Origin of the sequence: Streptomyces sp. NPDC015131 (assembly GCF_043079975.1) — a bacterium.
Classification (GTDB): domain Bacteria; phylum Actinomycetota; class Actinomycetes; order Streptomycetales; family Streptomycetaceae; genus Streptomyces.
Genome location: NZ_JBIBVB010000006.1, coordinates 490,615 through 511,120, shown reverse-complemented (window position 1 = coordinate 511,120; position 20,506 = coordinate 490,615). Strand labels below are relative to the sequence as shown.

At 73.1% G+C, this 20,506-nt stretch carries 18 protein-coding genes; 9 read left to right on the top strand and 9 right to left on the bottom strand.

Going from position 1 to position 20,506, the window contains the following annotated elements; all coding sequences use genetic code 11:
* Nucleotides 1–12: 12 nt before the first annotated feature.
* From ACF08D_RS25575 to ACF08D_RS25565, 3 genes are all read right to left on the bottom strand, one after another.
* Nucleotides 13–960: a DNA-3-methyladenine glycosylase family protein gene (locus ACF08D_RS25575; RefSeq protein WP_392225636.1), complete on the bottom strand. Its 948-nt coding sequence runs from the start codon at nt 958–960 to the stop codon at nt 13–15.
* A 118-nt stretch (nt 961–1,078) separates the two neighbouring features.
* Entirely contained in the window at nt 1,079–2,161 is a 1,083-nt protein-coding gene (locus tag ACF08D_RS25570) for a sugar phosphate nucleotidyltransferase (protein ID WP_392225545.1), read from the bottom strand.
* Nucleotides 2,162–2,270: 109 nt separating this feature from the next.
* Nucleotides 2,271–3,731, bottom strand: coding sequence for a peptidoglycan recognition protein (locus tag ACF08D_RS25565; protein ID WP_392225543.1), 1,461 nt, complete (start codon nt 3,729–3,731; stop codon nt 2,271–2,273).
* A gap of 126 nt (nt 3,732–3,857) precedes the next feature.
* Between ACF08D_RS25565 and ACF08D_RS25560 the strand changes: the two genes are divergently transcribed.
* The 4 genes from ACF08D_RS25560 (at nt 3,858) to ACF08D_RS25545 (ending at nt 10,124) form a co-directional block, all read left to right on the top strand.
* Nucleotides 3,858–4,610: a TIGR03089 family protein gene (locus tag ACF08D_RS25560; protein ID WP_392225541.1), complete on the top strand. Its 753-nt coding sequence runs from the start codon at nt 3,858–3,860 to the stop codon at nt 4,608–4,610.
* 115 nt (nt 4,611–4,725) lie between these two features.
* Nucleotides 4,726–6,303 carry an LCP family protein gene (locus tag ACF08D_RS25555; RefSeq protein ID WP_392225539.1) on the top strand — a complete coding sequence of 526 codons (1,578 nt, stop codon included), beginning with the start codon at nt 4,726–4,728 and terminating at the stop codon, nt 6,301–6,303.
* A 246-nt stretch (nt 6,304–6,549) separates the two neighbouring features.
* Complete coding sequence (locus tag ACF08D_RS25550) at nt 6,550–8,316, top strand: LCP family protein (RefSeq protein WP_392225537.1); 1,767 nt, start codon at nt 6,550–6,552, stop codon at nt 8,314–8,316.
* A gap of 29 nt (nt 8,317–8,345) precedes the next feature.
* Complete coding sequence (locus tag ACF08D_RS25545; RefSeq protein WP_392225535.1) at nt 8,346–10,124, top strand: LCP family protein; 1,779 nt, start codon at nt 8,346–8,348, stop codon at nt 10,122–10,124.
* A gap of 9 nt (nt 10,125–10,133) precedes the next feature.
* Here ACF08D_RS25545 and ACF08D_RS25540 read toward each other — a convergent pair whose 3' ends face one another.
* Nucleotides 10,134–11,153: a glycosyltransferase family 2 protein gene (locus ACF08D_RS25540; protein ID WP_392225533.1), complete on the bottom strand. Its 1,020-nt coding sequence runs from the start codon at nt 11,151–11,153 to the stop codon at nt 10,134–10,136.
* A 272-nt stretch (nt 11,154–11,425) separates the two neighbouring features.
* Between ACF08D_RS25540 and ACF08D_RS25535 the strand changes: the two genes are divergently transcribed.
* A complete protein-coding gene (locus ACF08D_RS25535) occupies nt 11,426–12,793 on the top strand; it encodes an LCP family protein (RefSeq protein WP_392225531.1) in 1,368 nt (455 codons plus the stop codon).
* Between the two features lie 117 nt (nt 12,794–12,910).
* On the opposite strand, the gene ACF08D_RS25530 is transcribed toward ACF08D_RS25535, so the two are convergent.
* The 3 genes from ACF08D_RS25530 to ACF08D_RS25520 form a co-directional block, all read right to left on the bottom strand.
* A complete protein-coding gene (locus ACF08D_RS25530) occupies nt 12,911–13,384 on the bottom strand; it encodes a hypothetical protein (protein WP_392225529.1) in 474 nt (157 codons plus the stop codon).
* A gap of 140 nt (nt 13,385–13,524) precedes the next feature.
* Nucleotides 13,525–13,707: a hypothetical protein gene (locus ACF08D_RS25525; protein WP_392225527.1), complete on the bottom strand. Its 183-nt coding sequence runs from the start codon at nt 13,705–13,707 to the stop codon at nt 13,525–13,527.
* The gene (locus ACF08D_RS25520; RefSeq protein ID WP_392225525.1) at nt 13,704–13,967 is read right to left on the bottom strand and encodes a hypothetical protein; all 264 of its coding nucleotides are present in this window, start codon (nt 13,965–13,967) and stop codon (nt 13,704–13,706) included. The genes ACF08D_RS25525 and ACF08D_RS25520 overlap by 4 nt, the downstream gene beginning before the upstream one ends.
* Before the next feature lie 214 nt (nt 13,968–14,181).
* Between ACF08D_RS25520 and ACF08D_RS25515 the strand changes: the two genes are divergently transcribed.
* Nucleotides 14,182–15,300 carry a helix-turn-helix domain-containing protein gene (locus ACF08D_RS25515; RefSeq protein WP_392225523.1) on the top strand — a complete coding sequence of 373 codons (1,119 nt, stop codon included), beginning with the start codon at nt 14,182–14,184 and terminating at the stop codon, nt 15,298–15,300.
* A gap of 4 nt (nt 15,301–15,304) precedes the next feature.
* Here the strand turns inward: ACF08D_RS25515 and ACF08D_RS25510 are convergent, their stop codons facing one another.
* A complete protein-coding gene (locus ACF08D_RS25510; protein WP_392225521.1) occupies nt 15,305–15,844 on the bottom strand; it encodes an acyl-CoA thioesterase in 540 nt (179 codons plus the stop codon).
* Between the two features lie 119 nt (nt 15,845–15,963).
* On the opposite strand from ACF08D_RS25510, the gene ACF08D_RS25505 reads away from it, so the two are divergent.
* Nucleotides 15,964–17,211 (top strand): LCP family protein, encoded by a 1,248-nt coding sequence (locus ACF08D_RS25505; RefSeq protein ID WP_392225519.1) that lies wholly within the window; start codon nt 15,964–15,966, stop codon nt 17,209–17,211.
* Nucleotides 17,212–17,279: 68 nt separating this feature from the next.
* On the opposite strand, the gene ACF08D_RS25500 is transcribed toward ACF08D_RS25505, so the two are convergent.
* The gene (locus ACF08D_RS25500; RefSeq protein ID WP_392225517.1) at nt 17,280–18,437 is read right to left on the bottom strand and encodes an acyl-CoA dehydrogenase family protein; all 1,158 of its coding nucleotides are present in this window, start codon (nt 18,435–18,437) and stop codon (nt 17,280–17,282) included.
* A 200-nt stretch (nt 18,438–18,637) separates the two neighbouring features.
* Here ACF08D_RS25500 and ACF08D_RS25495 point away from each other — a divergent pair, with 200 nt between their 5' ends.
* Together ACF08D_RS25495 and ACF08D_RS25490 are read left to right on the top strand one after the other, a co-directional pair.
* The gene (locus ACF08D_RS25495) at nt 18,638–19,981 is read left to right on the top strand and encodes a UDP-glucose dehydrogenase family protein (RefSeq protein WP_392225515.1); all 1,344 of its coding nucleotides are present in this window, start codon (nt 18,638–18,640) and stop codon (nt 19,979–19,981) included.
* A gap of 143 nt (nt 19,982–20,124) precedes the next feature.
* Nucleotides 20,125–20,496: a VOC family protein gene (locus ACF08D_RS25490; RefSeq protein WP_392225634.1), complete on the top strand. Its 372-nt coding sequence runs from the start codon at nt 20,125–20,127 to the stop codon at nt 20,494–20,496.
* The last annotated feature ends 10 nt before the right edge of the window (nt 20,497–20,506 follow it).

The following is a 20,506-nucleotide window of genomic DNA, read 5'->3' as shown; positions in this document are numbered from 1 at the left end:
GGCGCCGCCGGGTCAGAGCGCCGCGATGTTGCCCGGGGTGAAGCGGGGCCCCCGGCGCGGCGGGGTGTGGCCGCTCAGCAGGATGAGGCGGGCGGCGCGGTGGCGCTGGCCCGCGTACGGCGCGAGCAGCTCCAGCATCTCGTCGTCGCCGGCGTTCCGGCGGCCGGCCAGCGCGTGGCCGACGATGCCCGGCAGGTGGTAGTCGCCGGTGGTGACCGCGTCGGGGGCGCCGTTGCTGCGCTGCACCGTCTCCGCCGAGGTCCACGGCCCGATGCCCGGGATCAGCTCCAGGCGCCGGCGGGCCTCCTCCGGCTCCATCGCCGCGGCCTCCTCCAGGCGGCGGGCCACCCGGACGGCGCGCACCACGGTGTCCGAGCGCTTGGCGTCGACGCCCGCGCGGTGCCACTCCCAGGACGGGATCAGCGCCCAGGTGCGGGGCTCGGGCATGACGTACAGCCGCTCGTCGGGGCCCGGGGCGGGCTCGCCGTACCGGCGCACGAGCAGCCGCCAGGCGCGGTACGCCTCGTCCGTGGTGACCTTCTGCTCCAGTACGGAGGGGATCAGCGACTCCATGACCAGGCCGGTGCGGGTCAGCCGCAGCCCCGGGCGGCGCCGCTCGGTGACGGCCAGCAGCCGGTGGCGGGCGGTGAACGCGCCGGGGTCGTCGTCCGCCCCGCACAGCGCGGGCAGGCGGTCCAGCAGCCAGTCGGCGCCCGCGCCCCACGCCTCGGCCTCCACGGCGCCGCCCCGCGCGGACACGTGCAGCGTGCCGGGCCCCTCGGGGGTGCGGCAGGTGCGCCAGAAGGAGCCGTCGGGCGCCCCGCGGAACGTCGGGTCGCCCGGGCCGCGCCGCAGCGGGCCGAGGACGAGCCCCAGGTCCAGCGGCCACGGCGGGGTCCAGGTCCGGGTGCGGGCCCCGGCGCCGGGCGGCAGGGGGGACCGGGCGGCGGGTATGCCGATGTGGCCGCCGCGCACGGTGGTGCGGGTGGGGCGCGGGGCGTATCGGCCTGCCACGGAAGTACGGTCCTCGGGGTCGGGGGTCCTACGAGGGTAGACCCCCGGCCCGGCGCGGGGACAGCTACTGGTCGGAGGAGAAGCGCACGGCGCCGTCCGGCAGCCGGGCGCCGCACCACACGCGGACGCCGTCGCGCAGCTCGTTGTCGGCGCCGACGTGGGCACCGTCACCGACGACGGCGCCGTGCAGCACGGTCCGGGCGCCCACGTGCGCGCCCTCGCCGATCAGCGAGTCGGTGACGACCGCGCCGGCCTCGACGACCGCGCCGTCCAGGACGGTGCTGCCGGCGATGCGGGCGCCCTCGCCGACCGTGGCGCCGGCGCCCACGACCGTACCGCCGGTGAGCTTGGCGTCCGGGGCGACGGAGGCGCCGTCGAGGACGAGCCGGTCGCCGCGGCGGCCGGGCACGGCCGGCGAGGGGGCGCGGCCGAGCACGAGGTCGGCGGAGCCGCGGACGAACGCCTGCGGGGTGCCGAGGTCCAGCCAGTACGTGGAGTCGACCATGCCCTGGAGGTGGGCGCCGTCCGCCAGCAGGCCGGGGAACGTCTCGCGCTCCACCGAGACGGGCCGGCCCGCCGGGATGGTGTCGATGACGGACCGGCGGAAGACGTAGGCGCCCGCGTTGATCTGGTCGGTGACGATCTCCTCGGGCGTCTGCGGCTTCTCCAGGAAGGCGGTGACCCGGCCGGTGGCGTCGGTCGGGACGAGCCCGAAGGCCCGGGGGTCCTCGACGCGGGTGAGGTGCAGCGAGACGTCCGCCCCGGAGGTGCGGTGGGTGTCCACCAGGGCCCGGATGTCCAGGCCGGTGAGGATGTCGCCGTTGAAGATGAGCACCGGCTCGTCCGGGCCCGAGTGCAGGCGCGAGGCGACGTTGCGGATGGCCCCGCCGGTGCCGAGCGGCTCCCGTTCGGTGACGTACTCGATGTGCAGGCCGAGCGAGGAGCCGTCGCCGAAGTACGGCTCGAAGACCTCGGCGAGGTACGAGGTCGCGAGCACGATGTGCTCGACGCCCGCCGCCCGTGCGCGGGCGAGCTGGTGCGTGAGGAACGGCACGCCCGCCGCCGGAACCATCGGCTTGGGCGTGTTGACCGTCATCGGACGCAGCCGGGTGCCCTTGCCACCGACCAGGAGGATCGCTTCTGTCACCTGTCGTCTCTGCTTCCTGCTGGGTCCGGTCGAGGGGCCACATCGGTCATATGACCGATACGACCGGACAGTGTATGCAGACCGTTCGGTTCAGCCGTCCCGGCCGCCGTCAGCGGCCCTGGTACTTGGCCGACGAGCTGCGGGCGGTGCCGAGCTTGTCGTAGAGCCGGGTGCCGGGGCAGTCGGTCACGAAGCCGTCCCGGTGACCGGAGATGACGTTGAGCCTGACCTTGGCGCCCTTCTTGTACTTGTTGCCCCCGCCCGAGGTGAGGGTGGTCTTCGTCCGCGGGTCCTTGCCGTACAGCCCGAGCTTCCACGCCGTGAGCCGCGCGACACCGGTCACCGCCGCCGAGGGCGGGGTCGACTGACTGTACGTGCCCAGGACGGCGATGCCCATGCTGTTGCTGTTGAAGCCCAGGGTGTGCGCGCCGAGCACGGCCTTGGCGACGCCTCCCGCGCGCCCCTCGTAGATGTTTCCGCACTTGTCGACGGCGAAGTTGTAGCCGATGTCGCGCCAGCCGCTGCTCTTGACGTGGTAGCGGTAGATACTGCGCAGAACGGACGGGGCCTGCTTGCAGGTGTAGTTGTTGCCCGTCGCGCTGTGGTGGACGAAGGCCGCCTGGACCGACTTGGTGTAGACGAAGTTGCGCTCGCGCAGCTTCTCGTCGGCGCCCCAGCCCTTGCGGGTGACGATCCGGGGGCGCGGGCCGACGTACGGCTTGGCGGCGGCGGCCTCCTCGCCGAGCTGCTCGGCCAGTTCCGCGTCCGTCTGCTCCTTGGTCAGCTCGGGGATCTCGGTCGCGCCGAGCGGGACCAGTTCGGCGTTGACCGCGGAGGCGGCCGACTCCTCGGCGGTGAGCGCCGGCGCGGGGACCTGACCGGTGGTGCCGGGGTTGCCGCCCTCCGGGACCTCGGGGCCCTGCGCGGTGTCCTCGCTGGCCGGGTCGGTGACGGCCTCGGCGCCCGGGTCGCTGGTGGTCTCGGCACTGGGCTCGTCGCCCGGGTCGACCAGCTCGATGCGCATCCCGCGCGGCAGCGCCGCCGCGCCCTCGCCCGCGCGCGGGGCCTCGGCGCGTACGCGGACCTCGACGCCGTCCGAGGCGCCGACCCACAGCGGGGCGGTGGAGCCGCGCACGGAGTCGGAGTCCCGCTCGGGTGTTCCGGGGTCGGCGGCGTGGGCGTGGTTGTGGGTCTCGACGCTCTGCCAGCCGGACCAGGCGCCGGTGGCGGCGTCCCGGACACGGACCTGGACGGTGCCGTTGAGTTCGGCCTCCGGGTCGTCCCAGACGACGCCGACCAGCGAGAACGGCTGGACGTCGCGCCGGGTGAGCCCCTGCTGCGGGGCGCCGGTCGCCCGGTCGGAGCGCAGGGCGGTGAGCGGCAGGGACTGGGTCGAGCCGGGGACGGACGACTCACCGGCGGGGGCGGCCGGCGCGGCGGCGGCCGGGGCTGCGGCCGGGGCGAGGGGGGTGCGGGACACGGTGGGGGCGGCGTTCGAGGGCTGCGCGAGCGGGAGCACGAGGGCCGCTGCGCACGCGACGCCGATCGAGGATGCAAGGTAGGCACGCATGAGGCGATCCTGGGCGGGCCCCAACCGCCGCGCCCGCCGGGAAACTGACGCCCCATCGGTCCGACCGGTGGACGCCGTCACCGGTACGGCGGACCGGGCGCGCCCGGCGCGCGTACCCTGGCGCGCGTGAATGCCAGCGACCGTACCCCCGCCGACCTGCTGCGATCCGCCCTCGCCTCGGATCCGGCCCGCCCTCTGGTCACCTACTACGACGACGCGACCGGTGAACGGGTCGAATTGTCGGTGGCCACCTTCGCCAATTGGGTGGCCAAGACCGCCAACCTCCTCCAGGACGGCCTGTCCGCCGAGCCCGGCGAGCGGGTCGCGCTGCTGCTGCCCGCGCACTGGCAGACCGCGGTGTGGCTGGTGGCCTGCTCCTCGGTGGGGGTGGTCGCCGACCTGGGCGGCGACCCGGCCGCCGCCGACCACGTCGTGGCCGGGCCGGACCGGCTGGAGGACGGCCTCGCCTGCCGGGGCGAGCGGCTCGCGCTGTCCCTGGCCCCGCTGGGGCGCCGCTTCCCGGCCCCGCCGTCCGGCTACGACGACTACGCGGTGGAGGTGCCCACCCAGGGCGACGTCTTCGCCCCGTACGTGCCGGTCGACCCGGACGCCCCGGCCCTCGCCGTGGGCGGTACGGAGCTGACCGGCGCCGGGCTGGTGGAGCGGGCCCGCGAGGACGGGCGGCGGCTGGGCCTGGCGGGCGGGGCGCGGCTGCTGTCGGGGCGGCCGTGGGACACCTGGGACGGCGTCTCGGCGGGGCTGTACGCGCCGCTGGCGGCCGGGGCGGGCGTGGTGCTGTGCCGGAACCTGGACCGGCTGCCGCCCGAGGGGCTCGCCAAGCGGGTGGAGAGCGAGCGCGTCACCGGCACGCTGGTCTGAAGTCCACCCGTCCGGCGCACCAGGGGCCGACTCCGAGGGTTGCCGGGCCGTCCGCGATGGATGATCGGAAGACACCCCTCGTACGACGGCTCGCTCTCAAGGACGGACGGACGACGTGACGGACAGCGCTGGTACGCCCCCGGAACCGGACCCCGCGCCCGGGCCGTCCGGCGCGGGCCCCGGCGGGTCCCGGGGCGGGTCCCCGTCCGGCGGGCCCCGGGGCGGCGGGCCCCGGAGTGGCGGGTCCTCGCCCGGCTCGGGCTCCGGCTCGGGCTCCGGTACGGGCTCCGGTACGGGCTCCGGCGGTGGGGCCGCGCCCCGGTCCGGCCGGGGGGCCGGGCGGGCGGCCGGCTCGGCGGGCGGCTCGGCATCGGGGTCCGGCTCGGCATCAGGCTCGGCGGGCGGCGCGGCGGGCGGCTCGGCGGGCGGCCGGAAGGGGCACTCCCCCAAGGGCGGCAAGAAGCGGCGGCGCCGGGCCGGCGGTGCGGCGGGCGGGCGGCCCGGGCAGGGCGCCCGCCCGGCGCAGGCGGCCGCCTCCCCGGGGCCGCCGCCACCGCCGCCCCCGGCGTCGCGCCTCGCGGGGCTGCGGGCGCGCGGGCTGCGGGTGGCCGCCTTCACCGGGGCGTTCGCCGTCCTGGCGGCGGCCGGCGCCGGGTGGTGGGTCTACAAGAAGCTCGACGAGAACATCACCACCGACCTCTCCGCCGCCGAGGAGCTGGAGCGGTACGCGCGCGAGCGCCCCGACGCCCTGGTGCGCGGCGCCCGCAACATCCTGCTGATCGGGTCCGACACCCGCGCCGGCAGCGGCAACTCCCGCTACGGCCGGGACAAGGGCACCCAGCGCTCGGACACCACCATCCTGCTGCACCTGGCCGCCGGCGGGCGCGGGGCCACGGCGGTGTCGGTGCCGCGCGACCTGATGGTGCACATCCCGGGTTGCCGCGCGCGGAACGGCTCCCGCACCGCGCCCCGGTTCGCGCAGTTCAACTCCGCGTACGAGTCCGGTGGCACCGCATGCACGGTCCGCACCCTGGAGAAGCTCACCGGCATCCGGGTCGACCACCATGTGGTCATCGACTTCCGGGGCTTCAAGGACATGGTGGACGCGGTCGGCGGCGTCCGCGTGTGCGTACGGCAGCCCATCGACGACCCGGACGCCAAGGTGCGCCTGAAGGCCGGTGCGCGGACGCTCGACGGGGAGCAGGCGCTCGGCTACGTACGCGCCCGCAAGACCCTCGGCAACGGCAGCGACACCGAACGCATGACCAGGCAGCAGCAGTTCCTCGGCGCCCTCGTCAACAAGGTGCAGAGCAACGGGGTGCTGCTCAACCCGGCGCGCCTCTACCCGGTGCTGGACGCCGCCACCAAGGCCGTCACCACCGACCCGGGCCTCGACTCGCTGAAGGACCTCTACGACCTGTCCCGTGCGATGCGGAGCGTACCGACGGAGAAGGTGCAGTTCCTGACCGTCCCCCGGCGGGCCTACCGCGAGGACCCGAACCGGGACGAACTCGTCCAGCCGCAGGCGGGCAACCTCTTCAAGCGGCTGCGGGACGACCAGCCGGTGACCGTCGTGCCCGGCCGGGACGAGTCCGGGAGCCAGGAGTCCGCCGACGCCTCCCGGCGGTCCGCGGGCACCGGCCGCACACCCACCTTCACCGGCACCAACGCCGCCGACGGGACGTGCCCGTAGGGGCGGGCGCAGGGGCGGACGGGTAAAGCGGAACCCAAGGAGAACACCGCTCTCCAGGTGGATTGGGCGTATTGCCCCCTTGTAAGCGGCGTGGAATTTGTCACGGACGTCGCCCCGCGCTGAACTGGGCGGATAGTGTGACGCGATCCGGTGCTCCCGGCCGTGAGGTCGCGCACTCGAGGATCGTGAAACCGAGCGCCTGGGGGGAGGCGCCTCGCGTGGCACCGACGGAGGACTCAAGCAACCGTGGACGCGCACAGCCGTGGACGGGCGGACGACATCGACCCCGCCGACCAGTGGGTGCTCAACCCGCAGACCGGTAATTACGAACTGCGACTGGACCAATCCGCTGGGCAGCCGGACGCGTCGGCGCGTTCCTCCCGCTCCACCGGCCGCCGGGGCGCGACCACTTCGAGAACGGGCACTCCGAGAACCTCCTCCGCGCCGGGCGGCGCGGGCGGCCGTACGGCCGGTGTCCCCGGCCAGCGCAGGCGCCGCTCCCCCGGCGCCCCGGACGGGCCGGGCCGGGGCGGCGCGTCCGCGGCGGCGGCCGGCCGGCGCAAGCGCAAACCGCAGAAGTCCCGCAAGAAGAAGGCCCTGATGTGGACGAGCGGGGTGACGGCCGGTGTGGTCGTCGCCCTCGCCATCACGGCGTTCGCGTACTACGAGCATCTCAACGGCAACATCAGCACCGTCGACATCGCGGGCGCGGGCAGCGGCGGCTTCAAGAAGGACCAGGCCATCAACATCCTGGTCATCGGCACGGACAAGCGGACCGGCGACGGCAACGGCGGCTACGGCGACAAGGACAGCGCGGGCCACGCCGACACCACGATCCTCTTTCATGTCTCCAAGGACCGGACCAACGCCACCGCGATGTCCATCCCCCGGGACCTGAAGACCGACATCCCCGACTGCGAGACGAAGACGCCCGACGGCACGAAGGTGATCCCGGGCGAGCAGGACGTCCGGTTCAACACCAGCCTCGGGCAGGCCGGTCGGGACCCCGGCTGCACCATGCGTACCGTCAAGCAGCTCACCGGGCTGACCGTCGACCACTTCATGATGGCCGACTTCAACGCGGTGAAGACCCTGACGACGGCGATCGGCGGCGTCGAGGTGTGCGTGGCCAAGGACGTCGACGACAAGCAGTCCAAGCTGAAGCTGACGAAGGGCAAGCACGTCATCCAGGGCGAGGACGCCCTCGCCTTCGTACGGACGCGGCACGCCTTCGGCAATGAGAGCGACCTGGACCGGATCAAGACGCAGCAGCAGTTCCTCAGTTCGATGATCCGCAAGATGAAGTCCAGCGAGACCCTCACCAGCCCGTCGAAGCTGGTGGACCTCGCGGAGGCGGCCACCGAGGCGCTGACCGTGGACACGGGGATAGGGAGCATCGGCAAGCTCCAGGACCTGGGTTCGGAGCTGGCGAAGGTGAACCCCAAGAACATCACCTTCACCACCATGCCCGTGAAGGACAACCCCGCCGAGGCGGTCAAGGCGACGGTCGTCGTGGACGACCCCAAGGCCCGTCCGCTCTTCGCGATGATGCGGGACGACGTCTCGCTCACCGAGGTGAAGAAGAAGGAGAAGGACGCCAAGAACGCCCAGGCCGCGCTGCTCAAGGGCGCGCGGGCGGAGGCGTCCGAGGTGCGCGTCGACGTCTACAACGGCAGCGGTACGACGGGGGCCGCGCAGTCGACCCTCAACTGGCTGCAGAACGAGCAGGGCGTGCTGAAGTCGGCGAACAGGAGCAACGCCCCCGAGAACATCGCCAGGACCACGCTGGAGTTCGCGCCGAACCAGGCCGACCAGGCCCGCAAGCTCGCGGACCTCATGGGCCTGCCCGCCGCGGCGCTGAAGCAGGGGGCGGCCGACGCCGGGGAGCTGGAGCCGATGAAGCTCACCCTCGGCGGGGACTTCGAGGGCGCGGGGGTGCCCATCACCCCGCCGGCGAAGGCGCCGGAGGGCGTGCAGAAGGTAGTGGCGGACAAACAGGTGTGCGCGGAATGACGCACGCCTGAACGACAGGGGGACCTGGGGTGGGACAGAGCAGCGTGCGTGGGGAGGGAACGCGGAGAAGCGTTCCGCACGCCCGTGAGCAGGGCCGGCCGGGCGGTACGCGCGAGGACGCGCCGGCCGCCGGTACGGAGGAGCCGGCCAGACCGGCGGGTGAGCGCGGCGGACCGGGCGGCACCGGTGGTGGTACCGGCGGTGCCGGGCGCCGCGGTGCCACCGGCGGGCGCCGCCGTGCCGGAAAGGGCACGGGGAAGGGCGCGGGACCGCGTGCGGGGAACGGCGCGGGGAATGGCGCGGCCTCCGGGCGGGGCAGGGGCGCCGCGAAGGGCCGGGGCGGCAGGCGCCGGGTGCTGCGGTGGAGCGCCTCGGTGCTGTCGCTGCTGATACTCGGGACGGCCGGCGCCGGATACTGGTACTACGAGCACCTCAACAGCAGGATCAAGAAGGACGATCTGACGCTCGGCAAGAACGGCATGCCCGAGCACCGGGCGAACGCCGCCGGCCAGACGCCGCTGAACATCCTGGTGATCGGCTCCGACGCGCGGAACTCGGCGGCGAACCAGAAGCTCGGCGGCGGCCGCGACACCTTCGACGGCCCGCCGCTGGCCGACGTCCAGATGCTGGTGCACCTCTCCGCCGACCGCAGCAACATCTCCGTGGTCAGCATGCCGCGCGACACCATGCTGAAGATCCCGGAGTGCAAGGACGGCAACGGCAAGGTCTACCCGGCACGCCAGTTCGCGCAGACCAACGAGTCGCTGGACCGCGGCGGCCCGGGCTGCACGGTGGCGACCTGGGTGGAGCTGACCGGCCTGCGCATCGACCACTTCATGATGATCGACTTCGCGGGCGTGGTGTCGATGGCGGACGCGATCGGCGGCGTACCCGTCTGCGTCACCAAGAACATCGAGTCCCGCACCAGCGACGGCAAGGGCTCCGGCCTCAAGCTCCCGGCGGGCACCCACCCGGTGAAGGGCGAGCAGGCGCTCCAGTGGCTGCGCACCCGGTACGGCTGGGTCGGCGGCACCGACCTGGAGCGGGCCAAGGCGCAGCACATGTACATGAACTCGATGGTGCGCGAGCTGCGCAAGAACGCGAAGCTCACCGACCCCAACAAGCTGCGCAGGCTCGCGGAGGCGGCCACCGAGGCGCTCACCGTGGACAAGGGCCTGGACACCATCGGCAAGCTGTACGACCTGGCGGACCAGCTGCGGAGCGTCCCGACCGGCCGCATCACCATGACGACGATGCCCAACTTCTACTCGACGCGGCAGCCCGGCAAGGTCGAGCCGAAGGCGGAGGAGGCCGAGGAGCTGTTCCGGATGATCCGCGAGGACATCCCGCTCGACGGCAAGCCGTCCAGGCGCGCGAAGCCCGCCGCGACCAAGGACACGGCGGCCCCGCCCGCCGAGACCGTGGTCACCGTGCAGAACGGCACCTATACGGACCAGTTCGGGTCGGCCCAGGGGCGGGCCACCACGGTCGCGGGGCTGCTGGAGGCCAAGGGCTATACGCGGGCGAAGGCCGACACGCTCACCCCGCGCACGGCCAAGACGACCGTCCAGTTCCCGAGCGCGGACCTGGAGGGCGACGCCCAGGCGGTCGCCAGGGCGCTGGGCATTCCGGCCGGTTCGGTGAAGAAGTCGGACCAGGTGCGGGGCATCACGCTCGTCGTGGGCGCCGACTGGCGCGAGGGCGACAGCTACCCGAAGCCCAAGCCGACGGGGAAGGCGCCCGGTTCGAACACCAGCAGGGCCGACCAGGCGGGCTGCATGGAGGTCGACCCCAACTTCACCTGGTGACCGCGCGCGTCACGCCGTCGTCCGGACGACCGCCGGGCGGCGGCTGGCGATGACGCGCTTCGCCAGCGAGCGCGGGCTGGTGAGGAAGCCGTACCCCCACGACATGTGCATGGTCGCCAGGGCCACCGGGATACGGAGGCGCGCCTTCAGCGGCAGGCCCCGGCCGGCCGGGACGGAGCCGGCGACGATCGCCGCGAGGTAGCCGCCGGGGACGACGAAGCCCAGCGGGGTGAGCGTCGCGCCCACCACCGCACCCGCCGCGATGGCGCAGACGGCGGCCGGCGGGGCGAGGTAGCGGAGGTTGATGGAGCCCTGGTGGTAGCGGGCGACCACATGCCGCCAGCGGCCGTAGTCCTTGTACTGCTTCGCCAGCGCCCGCACGCTGGGCCGGGGGCGGTACTGCACCTTCAGCTCCGGCGAGAACCAGATCAGGCCGCCCGCCTCGCGGATGCGGAAGTTCAGCTCCCAGTCCTGGGCGCGGATGAACTCCTCGTTGTAGCCGCCCTGCTGCTCCAGCGCCTCGCGCCGGAACACGCCCAGGTACACCGTCTCGGCCGGGCCCGCCTCGCCGCCGGTGTGGAACGCCGCGTTGCCGACGCCGATCTTCGAGGTCATCGCGGCGGCGACCGCGTGCTCCCAGTCGTTCTCGCCCTCGGCGTGCATGATGCCGCCGACGTTCTGCGCGCCGGTCTCGTCCAGGAGGCGGACGGCGGTCGCGATGTAGTTCGGCGAGAGCATGCCGTGCCCGTCGACCCGGACCACGACCGGGTGGCGCGACGCCTTGATCGCGGCGTTCAGCGCGGCGGGCGTACGGCCGGTGGGGTTGGGCACGGTGTGGACCCGGGGGTCCTCCCGTACCAGCTCGGCGGCGATCTCGTCCGTACGGTCCGAGGACGGGCCGAGGGCGATCACCACCTCCATCTCGCCGTCGTACTCCTGCTCGAGGATGTGACGGACCGAGGCGCGCAGATGCCGCTCCTCATTGAGGACCGGCATGATCACGGAGACCGGGGGCAGGGCGGCGGGCATGGTTCCTCGGGGGGTACGGGGGGCGGTTTCGGGCGCCACGTTACCGCGAACGGGGGACAGCGGTGCGCGCCGCCCGGGTGGCGGGGGCGGCAGCTGATCGTATGGGCCTACTGTGCCGACTATTCCCCCACCCGCCCGCGGAGGTGTCCTTCGTGCCCACGCCGCCCCGCCGCCCCGCCCCTCCCCGGCCGCCCGCCCCCGGCCGGCCGAGACGGGCCCCGGCGCCGGCACCGGCCGCGCGGAGGGGGCGCCCCGGGCGGTCGCGGTGGGGCATGCGGCTGGTGACCGGGCTCTCGGTGCTGGTCCTCGCGGCGGGCGGGATCGGGCACGCGATCGTCACCGGCCTGGACACGGAGATCGGCCGGGTCGACCCCTTCAAGGACATGAAGAACCGGCCCGCGCCGGGTCACGGCACCAACATCCTGGTCGTCGGCACGGACGGCCGGGACAAGATCACCGCGCGGGAGAAGGAGCGGTACCGGCTCGGCGGGGCGCCCTGCCGCTGCACGGACACGATCATGCTGGTGCACATCTCCGCGGACCGGAAGCGGGCCAGCATGGTGTCGCTGCCCCGTGACTCGTACGCGGAGATCCCGGCCCACACCGACGCCACCACCGGCAAGCCGCACCAGAAGCACCCGGTGAAGCTGAACGCCGCCTACGCGGAGGGCGGGCCCGCCCTCACCGTACGGACGGTGGAGCAGATGACCGGGGTGAAGATCGACCACTACCTGGAGCTGGACTTCACCAGCTTCATGCGGACCGTCGACGCCGTCGGCGGGGTGGAGATCTGCACGGCGAAGCCCATGAAGGACGCCTACACCGGCCTCGACCTGCCGGCCGGCACCCACAGGCTGGACGGCGGGCAGGCCCTGCAGTACGTGCGCTCCCGCCATGTCGACGGGGCGTCCGACCTGGGGCGCATGCAGCGCCAGCAGCGGTTCGTGGCGGCGCTGATCGACCGGGCCACCAGCAACGGCGTCCTGCTGAACCCGGTGCGCTTCCAGCAGGTCGTCACCTCGATGCTGGGCTCGGTGCGGGCGGACGAGGGCTTCGGCACGGAGCAGATGCTGGCGCTGGCCAAGGCGATGCGCGGCTTCACCGCGGCGTCGTCGGAGTTCACCTCCGTACCGGTCGCCAGCACCGGCTTCCCGGTCAAGGGCATCGGCTCGACGGTGAAGTGGGACCCGGTGAAGGCGAAGAAGCTGTTCGACGCGGTACGGGCGGACAAGCCGCTCGCCCCGTTCGCCCCGCGCAGCAGCGTCCGCAAGAAGCTGGTGGAGGTCTCGCCGCAGCAGATCCGGGTGCAGGTCTACAACGGCACCCTGGTGCACGGCCTCGGCGCCCGGGTCGACGCGGGGCTGAAGTCGACCGGGTTCCGCACCACCGGGAACGCCCTGAACTGGCCGCGGCGCGACGTGAACCGCACCGTCGTCTGGTTCGACCCCCGCTGGGACCGCTCCGCCCGCTCGCTGGCCACCGCCCTCCCCGGCTGCCGGCTGCTGCCGGTGGAGGGCCAGGGCCCGGTCTTCAAGGTCACGGCCGGCGCGAACTTCACGGGGGTGCTCCCGGTACGGGCGGAGAACGCCTTCCAGGGCGAGTTCGGCGCGGTCACCGGCGACCAGGTGATCTGCGGCTGAGCGGTAGGGGGGCGGGCGCGAACGTCGGCGCCCACTCCGGGTGCAGCGCCCCGGCCTGCCGGAGCGCGCGCCCCAGCTCCGTCCGGGCGGGGCGGTCCGCTCGTACGGGGTCGAGCATCATGTGCGGTGCGTCCCTTCGCCGAGGTGCTCCCAGGTGTGCGGTTCGCTGTGCCCCTCGAACAGGGAGCAGCCGTCCATGCCGCCCGGGCTGCTCGACGGGCAGTCGGTGAGTTCGGCCAGCTCCGCCCCGTCGCCGTCCCACCGCACGAACAGTGACCGCCACCGGTCCAGCGGTCCCAGCTCCGCGTGGTGCTGCCCCTCGTGGTGTGCGTCGCGCAGGCACCAGTGGCGCTCGCCCAGTGGCCCCTCCCGGCCCGGCAGCCGCGCCATCGCCGCCGCGACCGTGCCGGGCCTCAGCGTCACCGGTGCCCGGCAGTCAGGCACCACCGCGGTCGTACGGTGCGCCGGCCAGTGGAAGAACACGGCCCGTGTACGGCGCCCCGCGGCGGTGCCACCCGCGCAGGCCCGGCCCCAGCCGAGGACGACGTACCCGCCACCGCGCTCGTCGGGTACGGCCCTGACGATCGCCATGTGGTGCTCGTCCCGGTTGTGCGCGGGCCTGATACATAACGCCCAGAGCGGCAACTCGCCCGTGTACGGCACGACCAGGCGTCGCGCCTGACACAGATGCACCGCACCGAGCCGCACCCGGGAACCACACGTGCGCCCGCTCACTCGTCTTCACCGCCCGGACCGGCGGCGGGTGCGCCCTCGATCGCGTCCGCCAGCACCGGTAACGCGTCCCTCACGGCCTCCCGTACCAAGCGGGCGTCGCGCTCGGCGAGGACCAGCCCGAACCCGGCGTCCAGCTCGGCGCGCTCCTCCGCCGTGGGCACCCAGACCGGCCCGCTCACATCCGCTCCCGCATGCGGTGGCTGGTGTTCGCCGCGGCCACACCGGCCCTCAGCGCGTCGGACTGCGCAGCCGGGGCCAGTTCCTCCGCGGACGCGTCCCATTCCTCGCCGCCGCCCAGCGGGCGAAGGTGGACGCGCCCCGCCCCGTGCCCGGTGACGCGCCCCACGCGCCCCGAGGCGTCCTGCGCGACGGCGCCCACCACCCACGCGGGGCAATCCTGTCCGGCCGCGCTCGCGCGCTCGGACTCCTCGGGCGTCAAGCGGTGGAACTCCCCTCGCCCGACCGCTTCTTGAAGCTCGGCCAGGCCGCTGTGGGGCGTCCTCTGCGGCGTACCGTCACCGCTCTGGGCTGCGCCTCCACCCGCCTCGCTACCCCATGCAACGGATGGGGCTCGCTCTGTCATCGCCATGGGCAAGAAGCTAGACCTGTCCCAACTCCCGGCCCAGGGGCACGCGTAGGGGCAAGATGGGGGCATGACGCTTGGGCCGTTGATCCGGGAGCTGCGCGAGGCGCGAGGATGGAGCCAGGGACGCCTCGCCACTGTCATCAACCGCCAGTACCGAACCTCCCTGACACGGGAGTACGTGTCGCGGTGGGAGCGTTCCAAGGTGGCACCGGGTCCCTTCTACTTACGGTGCCTGTCGGCCGTCCTGGACGTGCCGCTGGCCGTGTTCGAGGACGATGTGAAGCGACGCACCTTCCTGACCGACTTCGCCGCTACCGCCATAGCTCCGCTTGCCGCACACGACCTGCTGAGCACGGGTTTCACCGCCCGCCTCACCGGTGGCCCCTCCGGTGAGGACTGGGAAGCCAAGCTGGCCACCTACGGGACGGAGTACATGAGCCTGGGCGCGGCGGACATCCAGAACCGCGTCACCCGCGAACTGCTGGTCGTCCAGCAGCAGCCGGACACGCCCCAGCTCTGGTCCGTCGCCGCGCGGCTGATGACCTTGTACGCCAAGACCTTCCCGGGGTCCGACGGGTCCAAGGCCGTGCACTGGTACACGATGGCCGCTCGCGCCGCCGACGCGTCCGGCGACGAGCGGACGCGCGTCTGGGTCCGGGGCCGCGCCGCGATCGCGCTGGGTTACGAGGGGGCGTCCCTCGGCATCGCCGAGATGCTCGCCGCCCAGGCGATGGCCATCTCGGACCGTCCGTCCCTGGGGCTGCTGAACGCCGTCATGGGGTCCGCCCACGCCCATGCCGTCCGCGGCGACGCGGACGGCGCCAGAGCCCTGATGGCACAGGGGCGGCGCGTCTTCGATGCCGCGGCTTCCGACGAGCAGACGAGTGACTACGCGGTGCCCTGGTGGCGCTACAACGTCTTCGTCTCGCTGCTGGCTGCCCGCCTGGGGGACGAACGCACCGCTGTGCAGGCGCAGGACGCGGCACGCGCCGCGCTTCCCGGCTCCCTCCCCCGGTTCGCCACGCACTTGAACATGCACAGGGGGCTCATGCTCGCCCGTGCCGGTGACGTCGAGGGCGGAACCCGGTACGCCCGCCAGGCCCTGGACGCTCTGCCGCCGGAGAAGCACTCGCTCACCCTGCGCATGCTCATGTCGGAAGTCGCATGCGGCGCGGGCGCCCGCTAGGGGCTCAGCTCTCGTCGAGGCCCTCCGCCGCGCGCTGCTCGCGGAGTTCCTTGATCGCCCGGCGGCGGGCCAGCCGGTGGGTGCGGCGGATCTGGGCCTCCTGGTAGCGGCGCTTGTCGCGCTCGGTCTCCGGGATCACCGGCGGCACGGGGCGCGGGCGGCCGTCCGCGTCGACGGCGGCGAAGACCAGGTACGCCGAGCCGACCTGGGTGGCGGGTGTGGACTCGTTCCACCGCTCGGCCAGGACCCGTACGCCGACCTCCATGGAGGACCGGCCGGTCCAGTTGACCTGTGCCTTCACATGCACCAGGTCGCCGACGCGCACCGGCTCCAGGAACACCATCTCGTCCATGGAGGCCGTGACGGCCGGTCCGCCGGAGTGGCGGCCCGCGACGGCGCCCGCCGCGTCGTCCACCAGCTTCATGATCACTCCGCCGTGCACGGTGCCCAGGAGATTGGTGTCACTGCCGGTCATGATGTGACTGAGGGTGGTGCGGGACGCCGCGGTCGGCTTTCCCTGCAGCTCAAGGGCCTGATCTGTCATGCCCTCCACCCTATGCCCGACTCCGTACCGCCCCGCATTGCATCAGCTTCGCTACAGCCCTGCCCCTATTCCCCACCCACCCTGTCGGGCCCCCGGGAGCGGACTGCACACTTATCCGCATGAACGACTGGCCCGAAGGACGGAACGACGACCGCGACGCGCGTTACGGCCGCGGCAGCGCCGGCGCCCAGCCCGAGGGCGCGCGGGTGATGCGGCACGTCCAGCGTCCCGCGCCGCCGCAGCGGCCGCCGGTCCCCCAGCAGCAGTCGCGGGGGTACGACGACGCGTACGACAGCGGCTACAACACGGGCCAGGTCTACGGCACTCCCGGAGGCGGCGGCCGGGGCGGGCGCCCGGGCCGGGGCGGCGGGAACCCGCAGGGGCCCGCGCCCGACTGGCGCCGCCGTATCAAGATCGGCTCCATCGTGCTGCTGGTGGCCGTCCTCGGCACGACCATCGGCACGTACTTCTGGGCCGACGGCAAGATGCGCCGCGAGGTGGACCTCGCCAAGGTCATCGACCGCCCCAAGGAGGGCGACTGCACCACGTATCTGATCGTCGGCTCCGACAGCCGTGAGGGCATGACGGCCGAGGAGAAGAAGAAGCTGCACACCGGCTCGGCCGAGGGCAAGCGCACCGACTCGATGATGATCCTGGCGGCCTGCGGCAGCGGCAACACCATGATCTCGCTGCCCCGCGACTCCGACGTGGAGATCCCGAGCTTCGTCGGCTCGGAGTCCGGCAAGACCTTCCCCGCCCAGGGCCGCCGGGTGAAGCTCAACGCCGCGTACGCCGAGGACGGCCCCGAGCTGCTGGTCCGCACGGTCGAGCACAACACCGGGCTGCGGATCGACCACTACGCCGAGATCGGCTTCGCGGGCTTCGCGAACATCGTCGACGCCCTCGGCGGTGTCGAGATGAACATCGAGAAGGGCTTCAAGGACAAGAAGTCCGGCGCGGACTTCCAGGCCGGCAAGCAGACCCTCGACGGCGAGCAGGCCCTCGCCTTCGTCCGCACCCGCTACGCCTTCGCCGAGTCGGACCTGGCGCGGACGAAGAACCAGCAGAAGTTCCTCGCCGCGCTGGCGAGCCAGGCCGCGACGCCCGGCACGATCCTCAACCCGTTCAGGCTCTACCCGACGCTGGGCGCGGGCCTGGACACGCTGATCGTGGACAAGGACATGTCGCTGTTCGACCTGGGCGAGATGTTCTTCGCCATGAAGGGCATCAGCGGCGGCGACGGCACCTCGATGAACATGCCGGTCAACGGCACCCGCGGCGGCAACCTGGTCTGGGACAAGGAGAAGGTGCGCCAGCTGGTGCAGCAGATCCAGAACGACGAGAAGGTCACCGTCACGGGCCAGTGAGGCCGTGGCAAAGGAGAAGGGGCGCCCCGCTCGGCGGGGCGCCCCTTCCTCCGTTCACCGGCAGGCCGTCACGGCAGGTTGCGGGCCATGACGATGCGCTGGACCTGGTTCGTGCCCTCGTAGATCTGGGTGATCTTGGCGTCGCGCATCATGCGCTCGACCGGGTAGTCACGGGTGTAGCCGTAGCCGCCGAGGAGCTGGACGGCGTCCGTGGTGACCTCCATGGCGATGTCGGAGGCGAAGCACTTCGCCGCCGCGCCCAGGTAGGTCAGGTCGGCGTCGCCGCGCTCGGAGGCGGCGGCTGCCTGGTAGGTGAGGGCGCGGGCGGCGGAGATCTTCATCGCCATGTCGGCCAGCATGAACTGCACGCCCTGGAAGTCGGCGATCGCCTTGCCGAACTGCTTGCGCTCCTGGACGTACCCCTTGGCGTAGTCCAGCGCGCCCTGGGCGATGCCGAGGGCCTGCGCCGCGATGGTGATGCGGGTGTGGTCCAGGGTCTTCATCGCGGTGGCGAAGCCGGTGCCCTCCTCGCCGATCATGCGGTCGGCGGGGATGCGGACGTTGTCGAGGTAGACCTCGCGGGTCGGGGAGCCCTTGATGCCGAGCTTCTTCTCCGGGGCGCCGAAGGAGACGCCCTCGTCGGACTTCTCCACGACGAAGGCGCTGATGCCCCGGGAGCGCTGGGACGGGTCGGTGACGGCCATCACCGTGTAGAACTCGGAGACCCCGGCGTTGGTGATCCAGCGCTTCACGCCGTTGAGGACGTAGTGGTCGCCGTCGCGTACGGCCCGGGTCTTCATGCCGGCCGCGTCCGAGCCGGCGTCGGGCTCGGAGAGGCAGTACGAGAACATCCCGTCGCCCTTGGCGAGCGGCGTCATGTACTTCTTCTTCAGCTCCTCGGAGCCGGAGAGGATCACGGGCAGCGAGCCGAGCTTGTTCACGGCCGGGATCAGGGAGGACGAGGCGCAGACCCGCGCCACCTCCTCGATGACGATCACGGTGGCGAGCGCGTCGGCGCCGCCGCCGCCGTACGACTCGGGGACGTGCACCGCGTGCAGGTCGTTCGCGGTCAGCGCGTCGAGGGCCTCCTGCGGGAAGCGGGCCTCCTCGTCCACCGCCGCGGCGAACGGCGCGATCTTCGCCTCGGCGAGCGAGCGGACGGCGTCGCGGAGCATGTCGTGCTCCTCGGACGGGCGGTACAGGTCGAAGTCAGGCGTTCCCGCCACTCTCACTCACTCCCCTGAGCTGGTGCTAATTACCGTTAAGTAACCTCGATGGTAGACCCCCCTCGGCGCGTCGGCATAGGTGATGTTGCCGACAGCGGGGCCGTCACGGCCGCCGCCGGCCGCACGCGCGAACCATGCCCGGGGCGGGTCACGGCTATGCTCGGGCGGGCACTCCCTCCCGTCCGTCAATGGAGCACCGCATGGCCCTCAGGATCACCGTGATCGGCACCGGATACCTCGGCGCCACCCACGCGGCGGCGATGGCGGAGCTGGGCTTCGAGGTGCTCGGCCTCGACGTCGTCCCCGAGAAGATCGAGATGCTCTCGGCGGGCCGCGTCCCCATGTATGAGCCGGGGCTGGAGGAGCTGCTGCGCAAGCACGTCGCCGGCATCGAGGGCTCCACCGGGCGGCTGCGCTTCACCACCTCCTGGGAGGAGGTCGGCGAGTTCGGCGACGTCCACTTCGTCTGTGTGAACACTCCGCAGAAGCACGGTGAGTACGCCTGCGACATGCGGTACGTCGACGCCGCCTTCACCTCGCTCGCCCCCCACCTGCGGCGGCCCGCGCTGGTCGTCGGCAAGTCCACCGTGCCGGTGGGCAGCGCGGAGCGGCTGGCGCGGGTGCTCGCCGACCTCGCGCCGGTGGGCGCCGACGCGGAGCTGGCGTGGAACCCGGAGTTCCTGCGCGAGGGCTTCGCCGTGCAGGACACCCTGCGGCCCGACCGGATCGTCGTGGGCGTCGACAGCGCGGCGGCCGAGAAGCTGCTGCGCGAGGTGTACGCCACTCCCGTGGAGGAGGGCGCCCCCTTCGTGGTGACCGACTTCCCCACCGCCGAGCTGGTCAAGACGGCCGCCAACTCGTTCCTGGCGACCAAGATCTCCTTCATCAACGCCATGGCCGAGGTCTGCGAGGCCGCCGGCGGCGACGTCGCCAAGCTCGCCGAGGCCATCGGGTACGACGACCGCATCGGCGCCAAGTTCCTCCGCGCCGGCATCGGCTTCGGCGGCGGCTGCCTGCCCAAGGACATCCGGGCCTTCATGGCGCGCGCCGGTGAGCTGGGCGCGGACCAGGCGCTGACCTTCCTGCGCGAGATCGACTCCATCAACATGCGCCGCCGGGGCCAGATGGTCGGGATGGCCCGCGAGGCCCTGGGCGACGGCACCTTCCTCGGCAAGCGCGTGGCGGTGCTGGGCGCGGCCTTCAAGCCCGACTCCGACGACGTCCGGGACTCCCCCGCGCTGAACGTCGCCGGCCAGATCCACCTCCAGGGCGGGCAGGTCACGGTCTACGACCCCAAGGGCATGGACAACGCCCGGCGGCTGTTCCCGACGCTCGGCTACGCCGACAGCGCGCTGGAGGCGGTGCGCGGCGCGGACGTGGTGCTGCACCTCACGGAGTGGCGCGAGTTCCGCGAGCTGGACCCGGCCCGGCTGGGCGAGGTCGTGGCCTCCCGGGTCGTCCTCGACGGCCGCAACGCCCTGGACCCGGAGCGCTGGCGCGCGGCGGGCTGGACCTTCCGCGCGATGGGCCGCCCCCGGGCCTGAGCCCCTCCCCTGGCCGACCGCTCCCGCCCGGCGGCTCCCGGCTCCCGGCTCCCGGCTCCCGGCTCCCGGCTCCCGGCTCCCGGCTGCCGGCTGCCGGCTGCCGGCTCCCGCATGGTTGACCGGTGGCGGGGCACCCGGGCGGCATGGGCTTCGCGAAACTCGCACTGACCGCGATCGACTGTCCCGAGCCGCGCCGGCTCGCCGAGTTCTACGCCGCGATCCTCGGCGGCACGATCGAGGGCGACGGCGACGAGCGCTGGGTCGACCTCCAGTTGCCGGACGGGCAGCGGCTGGCCTTCCAGCGGGCGGACGACCTCGTCCCGCCTGAGTGGCCCCGCGCCGACCGCAACTCCCAGCAGCTCCACCTCGACCTGGACGTCGAGGACCTGGACTCCGCCCAGGAACGGGTCCTCGCGCTGGGCGCCCGCCCGCTGGACACCGACGACGCCGGCGAGCGGGACTTCCGCGTGTACGCCGACCCGGCGGGGCACCCCTTCTGCCTGTGCCGGGCCTGAGCCCGCCCGC